The sequence below is a fragment of the Brevibacterium yomogidense genome (genome assembly GCF_900163715.1).
GTDB classification, from domain to species: Bacteria; Actinomycetota; Actinomycetes; order Actinomycetales; family Brevibacteriaceae; genus Brevibacterium; species Brevibacterium yomogidense_A.
Window position 1 is genome coordinate 175452 of sequence record NZ_FWFF01000020.1, and the last position, 21788, is coordinate 197239.

Here is a 21788-nt window from a genome sequence, read left to right on the forward strand (position 1 = left end):
ACTGGACGCCACCATTCTAGTCGTCGCCGCAGTTCCGGTTCACAGCTTGATGACGACGGTCTTCGTCTGCGTGTACTCGTCGAACGCCTCGATGGACTTCTCGCGCCCGTAGCCGGACTTCTTGTATCCGCCGAACGGCAGCTCGACGCCGCCGCCGGCACCGTAGGTGTTCACGAACACCTGGCCCGCCTCGATCTCATGCGCCATCCGGTGGGCACGCGACAGGTTCTGGGTCCAGACGGCCGACACCAGTCCGTACTCCGTGCCGTTGGCCAGTGCGAGGGCCTCCTCGTCGTCCTCGAAGGTCGACACGGCGACGACGGGACCGAACACCTCTTCGTGGAAGATCCGCTGGGACGGGTCCACCCCCGTGACGATCGTCGGGGAGACGAACGCGCCGTTCTCCAACGCACCGCCCAGCCCCGCGGGCCGACCTCCGCCGACTGCGACCTGCGACGGGTCGAGCTCGTCCAGGAACCCCTGCACGCGGTCCATCTGCTTGGCCGACACGAGCGGGCCCAGGCCCGGATCGTCGGTGCCGCGGCCCACGGTGATCTCCCCCACCGCCCGACGCATCTTCTCGATGACCTCGTCGTGCACTGACGCGTGGACGAGGAGGCGGGCGCCCGCAGAGCAGGTCTGACCTGCGTTCTGGATGAAGGAGCGGACCAGGCTGGGCACCGCACCGTCGATGTCCGCATCCGGGAAGACGACGTTCGCGGACTTCCCGCCCAGTTCGAGCACGGTGGGGATGACGCGGTCCGCTGCGGCGTGCGCGATGAGCGAACCGGTCGCGGTCGAGCCCACGAATCCGAGGTGCGCGACGCCGGGGTGCTTCGCCAGCGCATCGCCTGCCTCCGCCCCGAGCCCGACGACCACGTTGAAGGCTCCGCGGGGGAAGCCCGCCTCCTGGATGATCTCCGCGAGCCGGACCGTGGTGCGCGGGGTCTCGTCGGCCGGCTTCGCGACGGCGCAGTTCCCTGTCGCCAGCGACGTCGCCGCGGCACGGCCGATGAGCTGGAGCGGGTAGTTCCAGGCCACGATGTGTCCGGTCACGCCGTAGGGCTCACGGCGCGTGTAGACGTGCATGTCGTCGGCCATCGGGATCTGGTGCCCGTAGTACGCCTCGATCGTGTGGCCGTAGTACTCGAAGTAGCGGGCGCAGACGTCGACGTCCGCGTAGGCCTGGGTGAGCGGCTTGCCCGTGTCCTCCGACTCCAGGCGCGCCAGCTCCTCGCGGTTCGCGCGGATGCGGCTCCCCGCCGCGACGAGGAGCGTCGAGCGCTGCTCCGGCGAGCTGCGACGCCATTCGCGCTGCGCCTTCGCCGCCGCCGCCACGGCCTGATCGACCTCATCGGCGCTCGCGCGGGAGACATCGCCGATCACGTCCCCGGTGGCGGGGTCGATGTTGGCGTAGGTCTTCAGCGTCGGGAGGTGCCGGCCGCCGATGAATGACGTGGTCTGCAGAGTGGGAGCGGTCATGAGGCCATTGAACACCACGGACCTGCTGAACCCCAGTGCACGTCCGGTGAGTGGATCCGGTGAGTGGATCCGGTGAGCGGCCCGCGGCGGCTAGCTCAAGGAACCGTCAGCTCGGGGAACCGTCAGCTCAGGGAACGGCCCTGCTCGTCGAAGAGCGGCAGCAGATGGCCGATGTCCGACCGGACGCCCGACGCGGCGACGGAGTTCCGTCCGACGGCCTCGGCGAAGTCAGCAGCACCGGTGGCGAGCGCCAACCACGTGTCCGGGTCGGACTCGACGGTGTTGGGCGGGGTGCCCCGCGTGTGCCGGGGGCCCTCGACCGCCTGCGTCACACCGAATGGCGGCACCCGCACCTCCACGCTGCCGCCCGGATGACGGGCTGCGAACTCCTCGAGCGCGTAGCGCACTGCGGTGGCGAGCGTTCTGCGGTCGACGCCGGACGCGGAGCACGTCCGGGCGGTGCACCAGGCGGCCAGGGCCTGCTGCCCGACAGCGGGATCCGTCCTGCGCTTCGTGCTCATCGTGCTCCTCCTCCGAACGTCCGCAGCGCCGCACCCTCGCGCAGACGGCCCACGTGGACCGTCCGCCCGTCGTCGTCGATGCCGCCGGTGACGGGCTGGGTCAGTTCCTCGAGCACCCGCTGGGCCGCCTCCGCGGGCACGTCGCCGCTCGCCTCCAGCAGGCGCAGCGCGGTCAGGGTGGTGGGGCGCGAGGAGCCGTCGAGGCACTTCGCAGCGACGGACCACCCCGTGCGGGTCGCCATGACCATGACGCCCTCCGCCCCGAACTTCGCGAAGACCCCCAGCTCCTCGAGGACGGTGGTGTTGGGCCGGCCGCGGCCCTCGACCGTCCAGGGATGTGCGAAGACGCCGTCCATGAGCCGGGAGCTCAGCTCATCGGCCCCTCTCGCCACGTGCGAGATCGCGGTGGCGAGCGCGGTGAGCGTGAGCGCGTGGACGGGCGCGCCGCACCCGTCGACCCCGATCGCCAGGGGCGGGGCACCGGTGAGCTCCTCGACCACCCGTTCGACCTCCTGCTGCACGGGGTGGTTCGGATCCAGATAGGTGTCCGTGGGGTGACCGCCCGCGACGGCGGCCAGGAGGAATGCGGCGTGCTTCCCGGAGCAGTTGAAGTGCAGCCGTGAGGTGGGGTGTCCTGCGGCGGCTCGTGCGTCCCGCGTCACGCGGTCGGCGGGCGCGACGGCCGGGCAGCGCAGGTGCGACTCGTCCAGACCGGCGGAGGCCAGCATGTCGGCCACGACATCGATGTGCCGCTGCTCTGCCCGGTGCGAGGCGGTCGCGAGTCCCAGTGCCGGCCCTGTGAGCTCCGCTCCCATCCGCATGCTCGCGATCGCCTGCAGCGGCTTGAGCGTCGAGCGCACGAAGACCGGTGCGTCCACTGCTCCGAGGGTCGCGGCGGGCGTTCCGGACGGGTCGAGGAGCACGGCGGAGCCGATGTGCCGGGACTCGATGAAGCCCGAGCGCTCGACGATCGCCAGTTCGACGGCGGCGTCCGCGGTGAAGGTCTCAGCCGTCTGCACGGGTGTCAGCCCCGGTGTCCGGCGATCTGCTCCATCGCCGTCGGATCGGAGTCGTTCAGGAACTTCTCCACCCGTGCGGCCTCCTCCGATTCGCCGATGCTCGCAGCTGCGCGTCCCAGCGCGTAGAGCGAGCGGAGGAACCCGCGGTTGATCTCGTGCGTCCAGGGGATCGGTCCCGCACCGCGCCAGCCCGCACCACGCAGGGCGTCGAGACCGCGGTGGTAGCCGACTCGCGCATACGCGTAGGAGTCGACGGTGCGGCCCTCATCGAAGGCCTCGTCCGACAGTTCGGCCCAGGCGAGGGAGGACGAGGGGAGGACGCTCGCGACGTCGATCGGCTCGTCGCCCGCGTCCAGGCGGCGCTTCGCATCGACGTCCGGGTGGTCGTCGGGGAGGTAGGTGGGCTGCGGGCCCAGCTGCGCTGCGTCGAGGTTGCCGATGTGCGAGGGGTGACCGAGGTTCTGGCTCATGCCCTCACAATAGGACACGCGCCTCAGCGTGCGGTCAGCCCTCGGCACCGTCCTCGTCCTCGGCGGGCTGGAGTGCGAAGGGATCCTCGGTCAGCGCGCCCAGTGCGCCCGCGTCCCCCAGCTCGGTCAGCTGCTGTGCCGACCCCACACCGGTGAGCCACACGCCCACGTCCGATGCCAGCCATTCGTCCACGTCCTCGGCATCGGCGCTCACGGCCGCCATGCCGAATCCCGACGCAGCGAGGTCAGCGGGCGATGTCCCCTCCGGGTCGCCGTCGAAGAGCGCCACCGCTCCGGCGTCGGCGGTCCGCTCCGCGAGCGCCGCATCGTCGGTCCGCACGATGAGTGCGTCGATGCGCTCCGCATCCTCGGCGGAGGTGAGCACCGCGTCGAGCGCCGCGTCGGAATCGACCGACGGCATGAACACCGTGTCGGTGCTGAAGTCCTCGTAGACCTCGTCCCACGTCGCCGGGGAGCCTGAGTTCGTCTCTTCCCGGGGGGCGGGGATCGTGCCGTCTGCGAACTCCTCAGCGGTCAGGTCCGCATACGGCTTCCCGTACACGTCCTCGCCGGCCTCCGGTCCGCCCGCTCCCAGGGCGATCGTCCCGTCACCCAGCTCGACGAGGTCGACCGCCGGCATGAAGCCGAACCGCACGTTCTCCCGGACGGCTTCCGCCGAATTCTCCGGATACACCGCGGCTCCCCCGCCGTCGGCGGCGATGACGGGCGCGGGCAGCGACTCCGCCGTCGGCGGCTCCTCGGCGGACAGGATGGACCAGCCGATGAGGCCGACCACTGCCGCTGCGGCGACGCCGGCGACGATGAGCGGGGCGAACGTCCGGCGTCCGGCCTTCGCCGCCTCCGCCTCTGCGACGCGCTCCTCCCACGCGGCCCGTTCCTCCGCGGACACCGGCTTCGCGCGTTCGGTCCCGCTGCGCCTGCTGCCCTTCACGCGCTCCGGGGTCAGGTCCGCCAGGGACTCGATGCGGTCGTCGTCGCGACGATCGCGCTTCTTCTTCGCCACCCTGCTCACCTGCTCCTGTCCCTGTTGGTCGCCGCACCGGTCGCCAGTCCCCGCAGGAACCCGGCTCCCCAGCTCACGTGCATGGAGGGGAGCACCAGTCCGAACCACAGCCGTTCGCGGATCCCCGCGTCGTCGGCTCGCCACACCGCTGTGACGATGCCCGCCGCGTAGGCGGCGCTGGGCACGTGCACCAGCGACGTGAAGCCGCGCACGAACCGCGGCCACCGCCGGGTGGATCCGGTCAGCTGCAGCACCGCCTCGACGAGCGAGGCGGTCACGCCCAGCACCAGGAGGGGCGGTGCGAAGTACCGCGCGGAGTTCCGCGCACCGTACCGGCGGACGATCTCCGCACGCCACACCCCGGTGGCGTAGAACTGCTTGACGAGGTTCGACCACGTGGCCCGCGGCCAGTAGGTGACCTGCAGCTCCGGGGCGAACCAGACGAGGCCCCCGGCTTCGCGGACGCGCAGGTTGAGCTCCCAGTCCTGTCCGCGGCGCAGCGTCCCGTCGAAGCCGCCCAGTGCCTCGAACACCTCGCGGCGGAAGACGCCCAGGTACGCGGATTCCGCCTCCTGGGCCTCATCGCCCGCATGGTAGGCGGGGCCGCCCAGCCCGATCCGCGACATGTACGCCCGTGCGACGGCGCGCTGGAAGGCCGTGCGGCCTCGGGCCCGCATGAGCCCTCCCGCGTTCGCCGCACGCGTCTTCCGCAGGACGGCCACGCCGCGGGCGGTGTAGTCCGCGGTGAGCTCCGAATGCGCGTCGACGCGGATGACGACGGGGTGCGTCGTCTGCGCGACGGCCAGATTCAGGCCGATCGGGGTGTCGCCGGCGGGGTTGTCGACCGTGATGATCCGGGGGTCCGCCGCGGCCATCCGGCGGACGATCTCCGTGGTCCCGTCGGTCGACGGCCCCAGTGCGACCACGATCTCCTTCTGCCCCGGGTAGTCCTGGGCGAGGATCGTCGACACGGCCTCCTCGACGTGGCCCGCCTCGTTGAGGATCGGCATGATGTAGGACACGCCCGGCAGGGCGTCCAGCGGAGGAAGGGCTTCCGGTCCGAGACCGGTTCCCGCCCCGCGCCGTGCGCCGCTCACTTGTGCTTCTCGTATTCCTTGACGACGTCCGCCGTATCCCCGTCCGCGCGGAGCACGCCCTTCTCGATCCAGATCGTGCGGTTGCACGTGTCGCGGATCGACCGCATCGAGTGCGACACGAGGAAGACGGTGCCGGCGGACTCGCGGATGTTCCGGATGCGCTGCTCGGAGCGCTTGCGGAATTCGCGGTCGCCCACGCTCAGCGCTTCGTCCACGATCAGGATCTCGTGGTGCTTCGCCGTCGCGATGCCGAACTTCAGGCGGGCGGTCATCCCGGAGGAGTAGGTGCGCATCGGCATGTCGATGAAATCGCGCAGACCGGTGAACTCGACGATGTCGTCGTACTTCTCCTCGATCTCCTTGCGGCTCATCCCCAGCGCCTGACCGCCCAGGATGATGTTCCGGCTGCCGGAGAGGTCGTTCAGCAGGGCTGCACCGATGCCCAGGAGGTTCGGGCGGCTCTTCGCGTACACGGCTCCGCGCGTCGCCGGCGTGAGTCCGGTGATCGTCCGCATGAGCGTCGACTTGCCGGACCCGTTGGTCCCGATGATGCCGATCGATTCGTTGGCGTGCGCGGTGAAGGAGATGCCCTTGAGCGCGTGCACCGTCTGCAGCGAGCGGCCGCGGTTCAGCAGTCCGGACGTGCTGCCCGGCGTCGCCTTCTTCCCGGTGGCCAGCGTGCGGTACTCGACGTGCACGTCGTCGCAGATGACGACGGGGTCCTCGACGGTCGCGCCGTCGCGCGCGCACTTGTCAGTGGTCTCGGCCATAGCGCTCCTCCGCCTTCCAGAAGAAGACCGTGCCGACGGACACCATGACGACCGCCCACACGCTGAAGTTGAACCAGTACTCGACGGGGATCTCCTGGTTCTCGAGCAGGATCCCGCGCGAGATCGACAGGACGTTGTGCAGCGGATGCCAGTCGTAGATGTCCGCCAGGATCTGCGGACGTCCATCGAGCAGGCGGCTGGAGTCGAAGAACACCCCGGAGGTGTAGAAGATCATCCTCGACACGAAGGGGATCAGCTGGCTGAGGTCGCGGAAGTGGACCGTCAGCCGCGAGAAGATGAACGCGATGCCCAGGTTGAAGATCGTGAAGAGCATGACCAGCGGGATGAAGAGGAACCACGACCAGTCGGGGCGCGAACCGAAGATGATCGCGAGGATGAACATCAGTGCCAGCGTGGGCATGAAGTTCATGAGGTTCTCCAGGACCTTCGCCACCGGCAGCACCATGCGGGGGAAGGGCAGGGACTGCACGAGGCTCGTGTTGGAGATGATCGCCTTCGCGCCGCCGTTCATCGAGGAGTTGAAGAACTCCAGCGAGAACACGCCGATGATGAGGAACGACACGAAATTGTCCGGCCGGCTGCTCCCGGTCATGATGAAGCCGAACACGGTCCCGTAGACCAGCGCCTGGAAACTGGGTCGCAGGAGCACCCACGCCATGCCCAGGCGATTGCGCTCGTTCTCGCTCTGGATCCGGTAGCGGGCCAGTGACAGGGTGAAGTCCCGGCGCTCCCAGACCTGCTTGAGGTACGACGGGAGGGGTGGTCGGGCACCGACGCGGGTCAGGCCGAATCTCTCCGCCTTCTCCGCCAGTTCGGAACTCTTGCTCATCGAGTGGATTGCTCTCATCAGGGACACGGACACCGCGATTCTAGCCCTCGAACCCTGTGCCCTCTCACCGGCGCGTCGCACCGACTACTCTGGGTGGCGTGAAGGTACTCGTCATCGGTCCCGGCGCCCGGGAACACGCACTCGTCTCCGCACTCTCCCGCGATCCTCAGGTCGAGGCGGTCATCGCCGCCCCGGGGAACCCCGGGATCGACCTCCTCTGCGACACGCGACCCCTCGACCAGACGGATCCCGCCGCGGCGGTGGACCTGGCCCAGGAGCTCGACGTCGACCTCGTGGTGGTCGGCCCCGAAGCACCGCTGGTCGCCGGCGTCGCGGACGCGCTGCGGGAAGCCTCGTTCCCGGTGTTCGGCCCGGGCCAGGAGGCCGCGACACTCGAGGGCTCCAAGACCTACGCGAAGGAGGTCATGGAGGCCTCCGGCGTGCCGACCGCGCAGGCGGTGGCGGCCACGACCTCGGCGGAGGCGGCGGAGGCGCTCGACCGGTTCGGCGCCCCCTACGTCGTCAAGGCGGACGGGCTGGCGGCGGGCAAGGGCGTCGTCGTCACGGACGACCGCGCCGCCGCGCTGTCCCATGCGGAGAGCTGCCTCGCAGTCGCCGACCGCGTCGTCATCGAGGCCTACCTGGACGGCCCCGAGGTCTCCCTCTTCGTCGTCTGCGACGGCACCACCGCCGTGCCGCTGTCCCCCGCGCAGGACTTCAAGCGGATCGGCGACGGCGACACCGGCCCCAACACGGGCGGCATGGGCGCGTACTCGCCGCTGCCCTGGGCCCCGGAGGGGATGGTGGACGACGTCGTCGCCCGCGTCGCGCAGCCGGTGGTCGACGAGATGGCCCGCCGCGGCAGCCCCTTCGTGGGCCTCCTGTACTGCGGCCTGGCGCTCACGTCCCAGGGCATGCGCGTCATCGAGTTCAACGTGCGGTTCGGCGATCCGGAGACCCAGTCGGTGCTCGCCCGCCTGCGCACCCCGCTGGCGGGCCTCCTGCTCGCCGCGGCGCAGGGCACGCTCGCGCAGCATCCGCCGTTGGAATGGGACGAGCGCACCGCGATCACCGTGGTCCTCGCGGCACAGAACTACCCGGGCGCTCCCCGCACCGGCGACCCGATCGCGGGTCTCGAGGAGGCGCTCGCGCTGGACGGCGTCGACGTCCTCCATGCCGGGACCGCGCTGGGCGAGCAGGGCGAATTCATCACCTCCGGCGGACGCGTCCTGTCCGTCGTCGGGCTGGGCGACGGGATCGCCGCGGCCCGCTCCCGCGCCTACGCGGCGGCCGACCTCATCGACTGGGAGGGCGTGCAGAAGCGCACGGACATCGCGCTCCTGGCCGCAGAGGACGCGATCACCGTTCCCGAGGCCGCACTCGGAACGGCTGCGACAGCCGGGCCCGCCCGGGCCCCGTCGAACCCGACCGCCGCCGAGGCCGCCGCCGGCTCCCAGCCCGCGGCCCCCGCCGTCCCCGGCTGGACGCACGCGTACTCCGGCAAGGTGCGCGACCTCTACATCCGCGAGGGTGTCGGGTCGCTGGAGACGGCCGAGGAGATCCTCATGGTCGCCTCGGACCGCATCAGCGCCTATGACTGGGTGCTGCCCACGGAGATTCCCGACAAGGGGAAGGTCCTCACAGGGCTGACCCTGTGGTGGTTCGACCAGCTCGCCGACCTCGTCGGCAACCACGTCGTGAGCGTCGACGTGCCGGACGTCGTCGCAGGGCGCGCGATGATCTGCACGCGCCTGGAGATGTTCCCCGTCGAGTGCGTGGCCCGCGGCCACCTCACGGGATCCGGCCTGGCCGACTACCGCGCTGCGGGCACCGTGGGCGGGAACGCGCTGCCCGAGGGGCTGGGCGAATCGAGCCCGCTCGAGCCCGCGATCTACACGCCCGCGACGAAGGCCGCGGTCGGCGAGCACGACGAGAACATCGACTTCGACCGGACTGCGGAGATGCTGGGCGCAGTCGACGCCGCCATCCTGCGCGACCTCACGCTCGAGGTCTTCGAGCGTGCGCGCACGATCGCCGCAGAGAGGGGCATCGTCCTCGCGGACACGAAGTTCGAGTTCGGCCGCGACGCGAACGGTGCAGTCGTGCTGGGGGACGAGGCCCTCACACCGGACTCCTCCCGCTTCTGGGACGCGGAGTCGTTCGTGCCGGGACAGCCGCAGGACAGCTTCGACAAGCAGTTCGTCCGCGACTGGCTCACGTCGGAGGACTCCGGCTGGGACCGGTCCGGGGACACTCCTCCCCCGCCGCTGCCGGCCGCTGTCGTCGAGCGCACCCGCCAGCGCTACATCGACGCGTTCGCACGACTCACGGGCCAGCAGTTCCCCGGGTGACGACGGACTAGACTGATCCCACACTCTTCTTCACCGAGTCCACACTCTTCTTCCACCGCATAAGGAGCACGCGCGCATGGGTCGCATCGTCGTCGAAGTCATGCCCAAGCCAGAGATCCTCGACCCCCAGGGCAAGGCGATCGGCACCGGGCTGGAGCGACTGGGGCTGTCCGGCTTCACCGGTGTCCGTCAGGGCAAGCTCTTCCACCTGACCGTCGAGGGCGAGGTGACCGCCGACGCGCTCGCGCAGGCGCGCGAGGCCGCGGCCTCGCTTCTGTCCAACCCCGTCATCGAGGACGTCGTCTCCGTGCGTGAGGCGGATGACGCGGAGGCCTCCCGATGAGCAGCCGCACCGCGATGGCGACGGCAGCGCCCCTGATCGGCGCGCGCGGCGACGGCGGAGCGATCCCCGGCGCAGACGCCCTGCGCGTGGGCGTCGTGCAGTTCCCGGGATCGCTCGACGAGCGCGACGCGCAGCGAGCGGTCACGCTGTCCGGAGCCCAGGCGGTCCCGCTGTGGCACGGCGACGATTCGCTGTCCGACGTCGACGCCGTCATCCTGCCCGGCGGCTTCTCCTACGGCGACTACCTGCGGTGCGGCGCGATCGCCCGCTTCGCTCCGCTCATGACGGCGGTCGTCGATGCGGCGAAGGGCGGCATGCCCGTCCTCGGCATCTGCAACGGCTTCCAGGTCCTCTGCGAATCGCACCTGCTGCCCGGTGCGCTCATCCGCAACGACCACCAGCACTTCATCTGCCGCGATCAGGACCTGGCCATGGAGAACGTGGACACTGTGTGGACGCGCGACTACACGGCAGGCGAGACGATCACCATCCCGCTGAAGAACGGCGAGGGCGGGTTCGTCGCGGATCCGGCGACACTCGATGAGCTCGAGGGCGAGGGCCGCGTCGTGGCCCGCTACAGCGGGTTCAACCCGAACGGGTCGCAGCGGGACATCGCCGGCATCACGAATGCGGCGGGCAACGTCGTGGGCCTCATGCCCCACCCGGAGCATGCGGTGGAAGCGGGCTTCGGCACCGATTCGGCGGACGGCATGCGTGCGGGCGTCGACGGGCAGGGGTTCTTCACGTCCGTGCTGCGGAGCCTCCTCGCCTGACCTGCGGGCGGGCGCTCCTCCTCCACTAGGGTGGAGGACATGAGCGATTCCCTCCAGAGCCTGGTCGACCGTGCCGCGTTCCTCTCCGCAGAGGTCCAGCAGAGGTTCGGCGCCGTCATCGCGGAGCGGGAGTTCGAGATCGACTTCTCCTCTGCTCCGCGACTGCGCTTCACCGGCGACCAGCCGATCGACTTCCGCCCCCACATGCTGGGCACCGCCGTGAGCCGGCCCGGGGAGAAGTCGTGGCACTGGGCCTGGGACAACGTCAACGAGTTCCCGGAGCAGGTCGTGGCCCTGTCCGCGCGTGCGCGCGAGCACGGTTCCGCGCACGGGGTCGCAGAGCTCATCGACGCAGAGCTGCCCCTGGAGCCGGAGGACCTCCCCCTCGCCCTCACGCTCGCGTCGAAGGCCCTCACCGGCGCGTGGGCACACTATCCCGTCGCGGCGGGCGGCGGCACGACCGTGTGGGTGCTGATCGATGACGAACGGCTCGCGCTCGGCGAGCCGGAGCTCAAGCCCGTCGTCAAGGCGCTGGCCTCGGGCATCACGGGGCTGGAGGTCTCAGATCACCGGACCGCGCTCGCGTCCTACGCGCAGCTGCGCGGCCTGCGCACGGCACCGCTGCCGGACGGCGGCGTGCGGATCCTCTGCGCTGACGGCTCTGCGGACGTCACCTTCGACGAGCAGGAGCGCATCGCGTCCTGCCAGGCGCATCAGACCCTCGAGGGCGAGGCGGCGGAGCAGTTCGCGCAGGTCGGAGCTGTGACCGGCACTGCGATCTTCGGCGGCGCAGCCGCAGGACTCCCCGCTCCGGTCGAGGCCGCGCCCGAGGAGCGGGCGCCGGTCACCGACGCACCGGTGGACGAACCCGCCGCTGCAGAGCCGGCTCCGGCGACTGCACCGACCCCGACAGCTGCTCCGGCAGCCTCAGACGAGGCGTCGCCTGCAGAGGCAGTCGCCCCGACCGGCGAGCAGGCTGCGGCAGAAGAGCCGGCAGCACAGGAACCGGCTGCAGAGCAGCCCGCCCCGTCCGCCGCAGCGCCGCAGGCACCTGCAGAGCCTGCTGCAGCCGACGACCAGCCGGCGACCGACGACCAGCCGGAGCCCGCCGCCGCGACGCCGGACGAGCCGGCCGCGCCACAGGGCACCGAGCGTCCGCAGAAGGAGAAGAAGGGACTGCTGCGCCGCTTGTTCGGCCGCTGACCGAACGGGGTCGTCAGGCGGGTGCCGGCTCGCAGGTCCCGCAGGTCCGGTGCAGGCCGGCCGCGGTGCACGCCTCGCACCGCAGGAACAGGGACCGGCACGCCTCGTTCGCGCAGTTCACGAACAGCGGAGTGCTCTCACCGCACTCCACGCACGTGCCGAGCGATTCGACGCCCTCGCCGAACTCCATGTGCATCCGGTTGTCGAAGACGTACAGCGACCCGTCCCACAGTCCCGCGGAGCCGAACGTCTCGCCGTAGCGGACGACCCCGCCGTCCAGCTGGTAGACCTCCTGGAACCCGCGGTTCTTCATGAGCACGCTCAGCACCTCGCAGCGGATCCCGCCGGTGCAGTACGTGACGACCGCCTTGTCCTTCAGATGGTCGTACTTCCCGGAGTCCAACTCGTCCAGGAAATCCCGCGTGGTGTCCGTCTGCGGGACGACCGCATCGCGGAAGCGGCCGATCTCCGCCTCCATGGCATTGCGCCCGTCGAAGAAGACGACGTCGTCGCCCCGTGAGTCGACGAGCTTGTGCAGGGCGCCGGGCTTGAGGTGCTCCCCGCCGCCCTGCACACCCTCCTGCGTCACGACGATGTCGTCCGGCGCGTTGAAGGTCACGAGCTCATCCCGCACCTTCACGCTCAGACGCGGGAAGTCGTTCCCCGTCCCCGTCGACCACTTGACGTCCGCCCCGCGGAACGGCGCGTAGGACTTCGTCACCTTCATGTGCTGCTTGAGATCCGCGACGTCACCGCCCAGGGTCGCGTTGATCCCCTGGGAGGACACGATGACCCGACCGGTGAGCCCGTGGCGCTCCGCGAGCGCGTGCTGCCACAGGCGCACGGCCTCCGGATCGGACAGCGGGGTGAAGACGTAGAAGAGGACGATCTTGGCGACGGACATGGGCAGTATCCTAGAGCGCCGCCGCCATGCGGTCGCGTCCGATCCGCTCGGCCACCTCCGCAGTCGGCAGACCCTCGCGCTCGGCTTCGGTGAGCACCTCGGTGATCGAGTCGAAGAGCGAGAGCACGGTCGCACGCGCCGAATCGATCGAGAGCTCGTCGTAGATCGAGACGCCCGCCGCCATCATTCCGCCGGCATTCGCGACGAAGTCCGGGACGAAGGTGATGCCCTTCTCCAGCAGCCTGCGTCCGTGCGCCGGGGCCGCGAGCTGGTTGTTGGCGATCCCGCTCACCAGCTTCGCGGTGATCTCCTCGATCGTGTCGTCGTTCACGACCCCGCCCAGGGCGCAGGGGGCGAACACGTCGACGTCGGCGGCATGGATGCGATCCGGTGCCACCGCCTCGGCTCCGAAATCCGCGACGACGGAGTCGACCGCGGCCTGGGCCACGTCCGCGACGACGAGCTGCGCGCCGGCCTCGTGCAGGAGTCGGCACAGCTCACGGCCGGTGCCGCCGAGGCCCTGCACCGCGACCCGCATGCCCTGCAGATCACTGGTGTCCCGGTCACCGCGGCCCCAGACGTGGGCGATGCCCGCGCGCATCGAGGTGAAGGCTCCGAGCGCGGTGAAGGTGCTCGCGCTGACGCCGGGCGGGAACTGGCTGGCGCGGGCGAAGACGAAGTCGCACTCCTCCGCGAGGACGTCAGCGTCCTCCGGCCCCACTCCCACGTCGATCGCGGTCCAGTAGCGACCGCCGAGCGACTGCACGTGACGGGAGAAGGCACGGAGCACATCCGCCTTGTCCGGGCGGGCGGGATCCGCGATGATCACGCACTTGCCCCCGCCCAGGGGCAGACCGGCGACGGCGTTCTTATAGCTCATGCCGCGGGACAGGCGCAGCACATCGGTGAGCGCCTCCTCCTCACTGGCGTAAGGGTGCATCCGGCAGCCGCCGGCGGCAGGTCCCAGCGAGCGGTCGTGCACAGCGATGATCGCGCGCAGACCAGTGGCGGGATCGTGGCAGAAGACGACCTGCTCGTGGTGGTCGAATTCTGGGTGATCGAAGAGTTTCACGAAGGCTCCTTCGGTTCGTGACCGGGTGACGGCTTCCGACAGTCGGCGGGCCCGGATCGCGGGCGACCGCCTGCCCCGACCGTACCCCGCGGGCGGACGCTCGGCGGACTCGGGGCGGCGGTAGGATGACACCGGCGCAGTCTTCACGAAAGGATCTCCTGAGGATCATGACCCATACCCACTCGACCCCCGCGGATTCCGCACCGGCACGCACAGCGGCACCCGCTTCGGACGACGCGGAGAAGAGGGTCAAGGAGACCGTCGAGTTCGCCGCACAGCACCCGGATGTCGACCAGCCGTACACGGATCTGGGACTGAAGACCGACGAGTACCAGAAGATCCGCGAGGTGCTCGGGCGCCGCCCGACGTCGGCGGAGCTCGCGATGTACTCCGTCATGTGGTCCGAGCACTGCTCCTACAAGTCCTCGAAGGTCCACCTCCGCAAGTTCGGCGACAACGTCACGGACGACATGAAGAAGGACCTGCTGGTCGGGATCGGAGAGAACGCGGGCGTCGTCGACATCGGCGACGGCTGGGCCGTCACCTTCAAGGTGGAGAGCCACAACAGCCCCAGCTACGTCGAGCCCTACCAGGGCGCCGCGACCGGCGTCGGCGGGATCGTGCGCGACATCATCTCCATGGGCGCACGCCCCGTGGCCGTCATGGACCAGCTGCGCTTCGGCGAGATCGACCACCCGGACACCGCCCGGGTCCTCCCCGGCGTCGTGGGCGGCATCAGCGGCTACGGCAACAGCCTCGGCCTGCCGAACATCGGCGGTGAGACGGTCTTCGACGCCAGCTACCAGGGCAACCCGCTCGTCAACGCACTGGCCGTGGGAGTCCTCCGCCACGAGGACATCCGCCTGGCCAACGCCTCCGGCACCGGCAACAAGGTCGTCCTCTTCGGCGCCCGCACGGGCGGCGACGGGATCGGCGGCGCCTCGATCCTCGCGTCGGAATCGTTCGACGACACGAAGCCCTCCAAGCGGCCGGCAGTCCAGGTCGGCGACCCCTTCGCGGAGAAGGTGCTCATCGAATGCTGCCTCGAGCTCTTCCGCGCGGGCACCGTCGAAGGCATCCAGGACCTCGGCGCCGCCGGCATCAGCTGCGCGACGTCCGAACTCGCCTCCAACGGCGACGGCGGCATGCACATCACCCTCGAGGACGTCCTCCTCCGCGATCCGACGCTCACACCCGAAGAGATCCTCATGTCCGAGTCCCAGGAGCGGATGATGGCGGTCGTCCGCCCGGACCGGCTCGACGAGTTCCTCGCGATCACCGGCAAGTGGGAGGTCGAGGCGAGCGTGCTGGGCGAGGTGACGGACACCGAGCGCCTGGTCATCGAATGGCACGGCGACGTCATCGTCGACGTGCCGCCGCGCTCCGTCGCCCACGACGGCCCCGTCTACGACCGTCCGATGGAGGTCCCCTCGTGGACCGACGCGACGCGGCAGGACACGGTGTCCGCCGCGGGACTCGCCACGCCGCAGAGCGACCAGGAGATCCGCGACACCCTGCTCGCACTGGTCGGCTCCCCGAACCTGGCGTCGAAGGACTGGATCACGCAGCAGTACGACCGGTACGTGCAGGGCAACACCGCCCTGTCGTTCCCGGACGACGCAGGGGTGATCCGCGTGGACGAGCAGACGGGGCGCGGGATCGCCCTGGCCACCGATGCGAACGGCCGGTACAGCTTCCTCGACCCGTCGGTCGGCGCCAAGCTCGCCCTGTCAGAGGCCTACCGGAACGTCGCGACGTCCGGCGCCCGCCCCCTGGCCGTGACCGACTGCCTCAACTTCGGATCCCCCGAGGACCCGGAGATCATGTGGCAGTTCGGGCAGACCGTGGAGGGCCTGTCCTCCGCCTGCGTGGACTTCGGCATCCCCGTCACCGGCGGCAATGTCTCCATGTACAACCAGACGGGGACCACCGCCATCCACCCGACCCCGGTCGTGGGCGTGCTCGGTGTGTTCGACGACGTCGGACGCGCCACCCCCAGCGGCTGGCGCCTGCCGGGCCAGACGATCTACCTGCTGGGCACCACGGCGGACGAGTTGGACGGATCCGCATGGGCGGACGTGGTCCACGGCCACCTGGGCGGAGTCCCGCCGCAGTACCGTCCTGACGCCGAGCGCGGCCTCGCGGAGATCCTCATCAACGCATCGCGCGACGGCATGATCGATGCCGCGCACGACCTGTCCGAGGGCGGTCTCGCCCAGGCGCTCGTGGAGTCCTCGCTGCGGTGGGGCGCCGGCGCGCGGGTCTGGCTCACGGAGCTGCTCGAGCGCGACGGGATCGACCTCTTCACGGCGCTGTTCTCCGAATCGACGGCGCGTGCGATCGTCGCGGTGCCGCGCAGCGAAGAGGTGCGCTTCTCCGACATGTGCACGGCTCGCCGCTTCCCGTTCGTGCGGATCGGCATGACCGATACGGGCGATGAGTCGCACCCGAACGCGCTCGAGTTCGTCGACCATTTCACGCTGACGCTGGATGAGCTGGCCGCCGCGCACGGTGCGCCGCTCCCCCGCCACTTCGGCTGATACGTCCTCGGACCCAGCAGTGAAGCCCCCGGCAGGTGCCGGGGGCTTCACTCATCCGCGCAGGCGGAGCGCTGCGTGCTGTGGTGCGCCGCGACGGGACCGATGCCCGTGGCCGCTCTCGTCAGTCGATGAGGTCGTGGCGCACGATCGACTGCTCACGATCGGGGCCGACGCCGATCACGGAGATCCGGCAGCCCGACAGGCGCTCGAGCGCCTCCACGTACGCCTGGGCGTTCGGAGGCAGGTCCTCGAAGGTCCTGGCCCCGGTGATGTCCGACTGCCAGCCGGCGAAGTGCTCGAAGATCGGCTTCGCGTGGTGGAAGCCGGTCTGCGTCATCGGCATCTCGTCCACGCGCTCGCCGTCGACGTCGTAGGCGACGCACACCGGGATGGTCTCGAGCTCGGACAGGACGTCGAGCTTCGTGAGCACGTAGTCGGTGAAGCCATTCACGCGCGCCGCGTAGCGGGCGACGACCGCGTCGTACCAGCCGCACCGGCGGGGACGGCCCGTGTTGACGCCGAACTCCCCGCCCTTCTTCTGCAGGTGCTCGCCCATCTCATCGAAGAGCTCCGTGGGGAAGGGGCCCGCACCCACGCGGGTGGTGTACGCCTTGACGATGCCGACGACGCGATCGATCCGCGTCGGGCCGATCCCCGCTCCGACGCAGGCTCCGCCCGCGGTGGGGTTGGACGAGGTCACGAAGGGGTAGGTGCCGTGGTCCACGTCGAGCATGGTCGCCTGGCCGCCCTCCATGACGACCAGCTCGTCACGGTCCAGCGCCTCGTTCACCAGGCGCGAGGTGTCCGTGACGTACGGCTGCAGGCGGTCTGCGAAGGACAGGAAGTAGTCGACGATCTCATCGGTGAGGATCGCCCGCCGGTTGTAGACCTTCACGAGCAGCTCGTTCTTCTGCCGCAGCGCGCCCTCGACCTTCTGGCGGAGGATCGACTCGTCGAAGAGGTCCTGGACGCGGATGCCCAGGCGGCCCGACTTGTCCGAGTACGTGGGGCCGATCCCCCGACCCGTCGTCCCGATCGCGCGCTTCCCCAGGAAGCGCTCCGTGACCTTGTCGATCACCTGGTGGTAGGGGGCCACGAGGTGCGCGTCCGCAGACACGCGCAGCTTCGACGTGTCGGCGCCGCGGGACTCGAGCATGTCGATCTCCTCGAACAGCGCCTCGAGGTTGACGACGACGCCGTTGCCGATCACCGGTGTGACGTTGGGAGACAGGATGCCGGCGGGAAGGAGCTTCAGCTCGTACTTCTCACCGCCGACGACGACGGTGTGCCCGGCGTTGTTGCCGCCGTTCGGCTTGACGACGTAATCGACTCGGGTGCCGAGGATGTCCGTCGTCTTCCCCTTGCCCTCATCGCCCCACTGGGCGCCGACGACGACTAATGCTGGCACTGCGATCACCTCACGCGGAAGACGGACTATGCGGGCCAAGCCTACCGCCGACCGGGGTCCACGGAGCGCATCGTCCCTGCGGACACGCTCGGTTCACCCCGTCGAGGGCGGCCGCTAGGATCGGCGACATGGTCGACGTCCTCTTCCTCTGCACCGGGAACATCTGCCGATCCGCCTATGCCGAGCGCCGTGCGCAGCAGCTGTTCCCCGGATCGGCCATCGCCAGCGCCGGCACCCACGCGATGCGGGGGTGGGGCGTGGATGAGAGCCTCGCAGAGGTGCTGATCGAGCGCGGCGGCACGGCTGACGGGTTCAGCGCACGGCAGCTGACGGAGCCGATCGCCTACGCCTCAGGGCTGATCCTCTGCGCCACGCGCGAGCACCGCGCGTTCGTCGTAAATGCGTGGCCCGACCTCGCCGACCGGACGTTCGTCATGAAGGCGTACGCCCGGGATCGTGCGGCGGCGCCGAGGTCCCCGCTGTGGAGCGCGCCGTCGCCGTCCGCTGATCGCCCCGCGCTCACGCGGAGGGACGACATCGCGGATCCGTACCGCCTGGGGTCCCCCGAGGCGGTACGGACCGCCGATGAGATCGACGAGGTCCTCCGCGCGGTCGCGCGGGCGCGGGCCTGATCCTCAGGCCATACGGTTGCCGGCAGAGCCGAGGTGCCGGCACGCTTCGGCGATGCGGTCGGCCATCGAGGCCTCGGCGGCCTTCCCCCATGCGCGGGGGTCGTACATCTTCTTGTCGCCCACATCTCCGTCGATCTTGAGGATGCCATCGTAGTTCTTCATGACGTGGTCGACGACCGGACGCGTGAAGGCGTACTGCGTGTCCGTGTCGATGTTCATCTTCACCACGCCGTGGCGCACCGCCGTCGCGATGTCCTCTTCCGAGGATCCCGACCCGCCGTGGAAGACGAGGTCGAACGGCCGGTCCTTCCCGACCTCGGCGCCGATCGCCTCCTGGATCTCGCCCAGGAGTTCGGGACGGAGCTTCACGTGCCCCGGCTTGTACACGCCGTGCACATTGCCGAACGTGAGGGCGGTGAGATAGCGGCCCTTCTCGCCCGCACCGAGCGCCTGGATCGTCGCCCGCGCGTCATCGACGGTCGTGTAGAGCTTCTCGTTGATCGCGTTCTCCACGCCGTCCTCTTCACCGCCGACCACGCCGATCTCGATCTCGAGCAGCGTGTTCGCCTGGTTCGACAGCTCCAGGAGCTCCTCCGCGATCGTGAGGTTCTCCTGCAGCGGCACGGCCGAGCCGTCCCACATGTGCGATCCGAAGAGCGGTCCCTCGCCGCGCTTCGCACGCTCCCTGGAGACCTCGAGCAGAGGCTTCACCCAGTCCTCGACCGCGTCCTTGGGGGCGTGGTCGGTATGGAGTGCGATGTTCACGTCGAAGGACTTCGCGACTTCGTGGGCGTACACCGCGAACGCGATCGCACCGCGCACCCGGTCCTTCACCGTGGGGCCGGAGAGGTACTCCGAACCGCCGGTGGAGACCTGGATGATGCCGTCGGACTCCGCCTCCGCGAATCCCCGGATCGCCGCGTTGATCGTCTGCGACGACGTGCAGTTGACCGCCGGGTACGCGAATCCGTTCTCCTTCGCTCGATCGATGAGCTCGGAGTAGACCTCAGGGGTGGCGATAGGCATGACGACTCCTTCTATGTGGTGCTGACCTGCTTCATGCTGTCATTCCATCGCGGAATCCTCCACTGCGGCGGCACCGCGCCGCGCGCCGGACCGAACGCCCGGCGCGCGGGGCGGATCAGTCACGCTTGCGACGGCCGAAGAGCCCTCGACCCCGCTCGTCCGTCTGTTGCGGGGTCCCGGACCCCGGCGCGGCTCCGGATCCCTGCGGGCTGCGGTCGAAGGCACCCGTCGTGCGCGAGAGGCGGTAGTCGATCCGGCTGTCGATCCGCGAATCGACCTGGTATCCGAGTGTGTCGTCGAAGTCCTCTGCGAGCTGTTCGCTGAACCACTCGTAGCGGGCCTGCCTCTCCAGCTCGTCCCTGCGCTTCTGATCGGCATTCAGACTGCGGAATGTCGCCCAGCACATCAGGAGCAGGATCACGCTGAAGGGAAGCGCGGTGATCAGGGATCCTGCCTGCAGCGCGGTCAGTCCTCCCGACATCAGGAGGCCGATCGCCAGCAGTCCCTCGAGCAGCGCGAACATCACGCGGGACCACGTCGGGGGGTTCGGGTGTCCGCCGGAGGCCAGCATGTCGACCACCAGCGAACCCGAATCGGATGACGTGATGAAGAAGATCGCCACGAGGATGATCGCGATCACCGACAGGATTCCGCCCAGGGGGAGGCCACCGAGCATGTCGAAGAGGGCCGCCTCGGGGACGACGCCTTCTTCGCCCACCAGGTCACCTGCGCCGAACAGCTGGCGGTAGAGCCCGGCTCCGCCGATCACCGAGAACCAGAAGAAGCCGACGGTGGTGGGCACCAGCAGCACGCCGGCGATGAACTGGCGGACCGTGCGGCCGCGCGAGATGCGGGCGATGAAGACGCCGACGAACGGCGCCCAGGCCATCCACCAGCCCCAGTAGAAGATCGTCCAGCTCGATGCCCAGGCGGCACCGGCGTCGCCCGTGTAGGCTCCCGCGTCCAGCGTCATGCCGAGGACCTCGGAGAAGTAGACGCCCAGTGACTGCGCGAAGTTCTGGAACAGGAAGAGAGTGGGTCCCAGCAGCAGCACGGAGATCAGCAGCAGACCCGCCATGGACAGGTTGATGTTGGACAGCCACCTGATGCCTGCACCCAGACCGGTGACGACCGAAGCGGTCGCGAGGAAGGTGATGATGACGACGAGGGTGACCAGCAGCGCGTTGCTCGCGGAGTCGACCACGCCCATCGCCATCATCCCGGACGAGATCTGCTGCACGCCGAGGCCCAGGGATGTGGCGATGCCGAACAGCGTGCCGAAGATCGCCAGGACGTCGACCACGTCGCCGATCCAGCCCTTGACCCGCTCACCGAAGATCGGCTCGAGCGCCCAGCGGATCGAGACCGGGCGGCCGCGGCGATGGATCGCGTACGCGAGGGCGAGGCCGATGACGGCGTAGGCGGCCCACGGGTGCAGCCCCCAGTGCACGAAGGTCTGTGCCATGGCCAGCTGGGCCACGTCGATCTCCATCCCCGGGATGACCGAGGTGATGCCCTCTGCAGTGGTCTCGGTGCCCGGCCACCCGGGCTTCGGACCGCTGGTCGCGAAGGTCAGCGGCTCGCCGACGCTGTAGAAGACCAGGCCGATGCCCATACCTGCCGCGAAGAGCATGGCGAACCAGGAGAACACGCCGAATTCGGGCTTCTCACCGTCCTTGCCCAGCGTGATATTGCCGAACCGGGAGAACGCGATGAAGATCGCGAAGACGATGAAGACGGCGATGACGATCTGGTAGAACCAGCCCAGATTGCCGACGATCCAATTCTGCGTCCCCGTGAGCGCCGTGTCTGCGGCCTGCGGGAAGACGATGGCGAAGAGCGCGAAGGCGAGGACGATGATCAGCGACGGCCAGAACACGGCCGGAGCGATGCTCCCCTTGCCCAGCCGCACTCCCTGGCGCTTGAGCTTCTCCGTGATCTCCTCGTCCGAGTCCGTATCCGAGATCGGGGCGGGAGCCGGATCCGCAGTGACTGCGACGTCGGCGTGAGCCTGCTCCTCCGGCGTGGCAGGAGGGCCCGAGGGGTCCCCGCTCCCAGGGGAATGCACTCCCTGTCCCGTCGCCTCGCGCTCTTCGTCCGGTGTGGACATGGTTCCTCCCCTCGCCCGATGCTCCGGCACCGCACCCGTCCTGCCGCGAGACCGGGGACGTTGCGACGGATTCGAGCGGCTCGATCATTCGTTGCAGTTGCCCCCAGTCAAACAAGAATCCAGCGTCCTGTCACGAAATCGGGTGAGAACTCTCGGTTGACAGAAGCGGCGCTTCCGCCGCGGTCTTCTGAAT

The 21788-nt window shown here is 69.6% G+C and carries 19 protein-coding genes; 6 read left to right on the forward strand and 13 right to left on the reverse strand.

What is annotated here, in order from left to right; all coding sequences use genetic code 11:
* Nucleotides 1-39: 39 nt before the first annotated feature.
* The 8 genes from FM105_RS13315 to FM105_RS13350 all read right to left on the reverse strand — a co-directional run bounded on the left by FM105_RS13315 (nt 40) and on the right by FM105_RS13350 (nt 7233).
* Nucleotides 40-1482, reverse strand: coding sequence for an aldehyde dehydrogenase family protein (locus FM105_RS13315; RefSeq protein ID WP_087009243.1), 1443 nt, complete (start codon nt 1480-1482; stop codon nt 40-42).
* A 122-nt stretch (nt 1483-1604) separates the two neighbouring features.
* Nucleotides 1605-2003 (reverse strand): sterol carrier family protein, encoded by a 399-nt coding sequence (locus FM105_RS13320; RefSeq protein WP_087009020.1) that lies wholly within the window; start codon nt 2001-2003, stop codon nt 1605-1607.
* Nucleotides 2000-3022 carry an asparaginase gene (locus FM105_RS13325; RefSeq protein ID WP_087009022.1) on the reverse strand — a complete coding sequence of 341 codons (1023 nt, stop codon included), beginning with the start codon at nt 3020-3022 and terminating at the stop codon, nt 2000-2002. The genes FM105_RS13320 and FM105_RS13325 overlap by 4 nt, the downstream gene beginning before the upstream one ends.
* 5 nt (nt 3023-3027) lie before the next feature.
* Nucleotides 3028-3492, reverse strand: coding sequence for a DUF3151 domain-containing protein (locus FM105_RS13330; RefSeq protein WP_087009024.1), 465 nt, complete (start codon nt 3490-3492; stop codon nt 3028-3030).
* A 34-nt stretch (nt 3493-3526) separates the two neighbouring features.
* Nucleotides 3527-4516: a hypothetical protein gene (locus tag FM105_RS13335; RefSeq protein WP_143275891.1), complete on the reverse strand. Its 990-nt coding sequence runs from the start codon at nt 4514-4516 to the stop codon at nt 3527-3529.
* A 5-nt stretch (nt 4517-4521) separates the two neighbouring features.
* The gene (locus FM105_RS13340) at nt 4522-5613 is read right to left on the reverse strand and encodes a glycosyltransferase family 2 protein (protein ID WP_256970408.1); all 1092 of its coding nucleotides are present in this window, start codon (nt 5611-5613) and stop codon (nt 4522-4524) included.
* The gene (locus tag FM105_RS13345) at nt 5610-6383 is read right to left on the reverse strand and encodes an ABC transporter ATP-binding protein (RefSeq protein ID WP_087009028.1); all 774 of its coding nucleotides are present in this window, start codon (nt 6381-6383) and stop codon (nt 5610-5612) included. The genes FM105_RS13340 and FM105_RS13345 overlap by 4 nt, the downstream gene beginning before the upstream one ends.
* A complete protein-coding gene (locus FM105_RS13350; RefSeq protein ID WP_087009030.1) occupies nt 6367-7233 on the reverse strand; it encodes an ABC transporter permease in 867 nt (288 codons plus the stop codon). Before FM105_RS13350 ends, FM105_RS13345 begins: the two co-directional genes overlap by 17 nt.
* Nucleotides 7234-7331: 98 nt before the next feature.
* Here FM105_RS13350 and purD point away from each other — a divergent pair, with 98 nt between their 5' ends.
* From purD to FM105_RS13370, 4 genes are all read left to right on the forward strand, one after another.
* Nucleotides 7332-9584 carry a phosphoribosylamine--glycine ligase gene (gene purD, locus FM105_RS13355; protein WP_087009032.1) on the forward strand — a complete coding sequence of 751 codons (2253 nt, stop codon included), beginning with the start codon at nt 7332-7334 and terminating at the stop codon, nt 9582-9584.
* Between the two features lie 76 nt (nt 9585-9660).
* A complete protein-coding gene (gene purS / locus FM105_RS13360) occupies nt 9661-9927 on the forward strand; it encodes a phosphoribosylformylglycinamidine synthase subunit PurS (protein ID WP_087009034.1) in 267 nt (88 codons plus the stop codon).
* Nucleotides 9924-10700 carry a phosphoribosylformylglycinamidine synthase subunit PurQ gene (purQ, locus tag FM105_RS13365; RefSeq protein ID WP_256970410.1) on the forward strand — a complete coding sequence of 259 codons (777 nt, stop codon included), beginning with the start codon at nt 9924-9926 and terminating at the stop codon, nt 10698-10700. Before purS ends, purQ begins: the two co-directional genes overlap by 4 nt.
* Before the next feature lie 39 nt (nt 10701-10739).
* Nucleotides 10740-11903, forward strand: a complete 1164-nt coding sequence (locus FM105_RS13370) for a DUF6882 domain-containing protein (RefSeq protein WP_087009036.1) — start codon at nt 10740-10742, stop codon at nt 11901-11903.
* Between the two features lie 13 nt (nt 11904-11916).
* Here the strand turns inward: FM105_RS13370 and trhO are convergent, their stop codons facing one another.
* Nucleotides 11917-12807, reverse strand: a complete 891-nt coding sequence (trhO, locus tag FM105_RS13375) for an oxygen-dependent tRNA uridine(34) hydroxylase TrhO (RefSeq protein ID WP_087009038.1) — start codon at nt 12805-12807, stop codon at nt 11917-11919.
* Between the two features lie 10 nt (nt 12808-12817).
* Nucleotides 12818-13879 carry a Glu/Leu/Phe/Val dehydrogenase dimerization domain-containing protein gene (locus FM105_RS13380; RefSeq protein WP_087009040.1) on the reverse strand — a complete coding sequence of 354 codons (1062 nt, stop codon included), beginning with the start codon at nt 13877-13879 and terminating at the stop codon, nt 12818-12820.
* 167 nt (nt 13880-14046) lie between these two features.
* Here FM105_RS13380 and purL point away from each other — a divergent pair, with 167 nt between their 5' ends.
* Nucleotides 14047-16419, forward strand: coding sequence for a phosphoribosylformylglycinamidine synthase subunit PurL (purL, locus tag FM105_RS13385; RefSeq protein ID WP_087009042.1), 2373 nt, complete (start codon nt 14047-14049; stop codon nt 16417-16419).
* 121 nt (nt 16420-16540) lie between these two features.
* Here the strand turns inward: purL and FM105_RS13390 are convergent, their stop codons facing one another.
* The gene (locus FM105_RS13390) at nt 16541-17827 is read right to left on the reverse strand and encodes an adenylosuccinate synthase (protein WP_087009044.1); all 1287 of its coding nucleotides are present in this window, start codon (nt 17825-17827) and stop codon (nt 16541-16543) included.
* 128 nt (nt 17828-17955) lie between these two features.
* Between FM105_RS13390 and FM105_RS13395 the strand changes: the two genes are divergently transcribed.
* Entirely contained in the window at nt 17956-18459 is a 504-nt protein-coding gene (locus FM105_RS13395) for an arsenate reductase/protein-tyrosine-phosphatase family protein (RefSeq protein WP_179207191.1), read from the forward strand.
* A 3-nt stretch (nt 18460-18462) separates the two neighbouring features.
* On the opposite strand, the gene fbaA is transcribed toward FM105_RS13395, so the two are convergent.
* Together fbaA and FM105_RS13405 are read right to left on the reverse strand one after the other, a co-directional pair.
* Nucleotides 18463-19485 (reverse strand): class II fructose-bisphosphate aldolase, encoded by a 1023-nt coding sequence (gene fbaA / locus FM105_RS13400; RefSeq protein ID WP_087009048.1) that lies wholly within the window; start codon nt 19483-19485, stop codon nt 18463-18465.
* A 115-nt stretch (nt 19486-19600) separates the two neighbouring features.
* A complete protein-coding gene (locus FM105_RS13405) occupies nt 19601-21595 on the reverse strand; it encodes a BCCT family transporter (protein ID WP_087009050.1) in 1995 nt (664 codons plus the stop codon).
* Nucleotides 21596-21788: the final 193 nt, after the last annotated feature.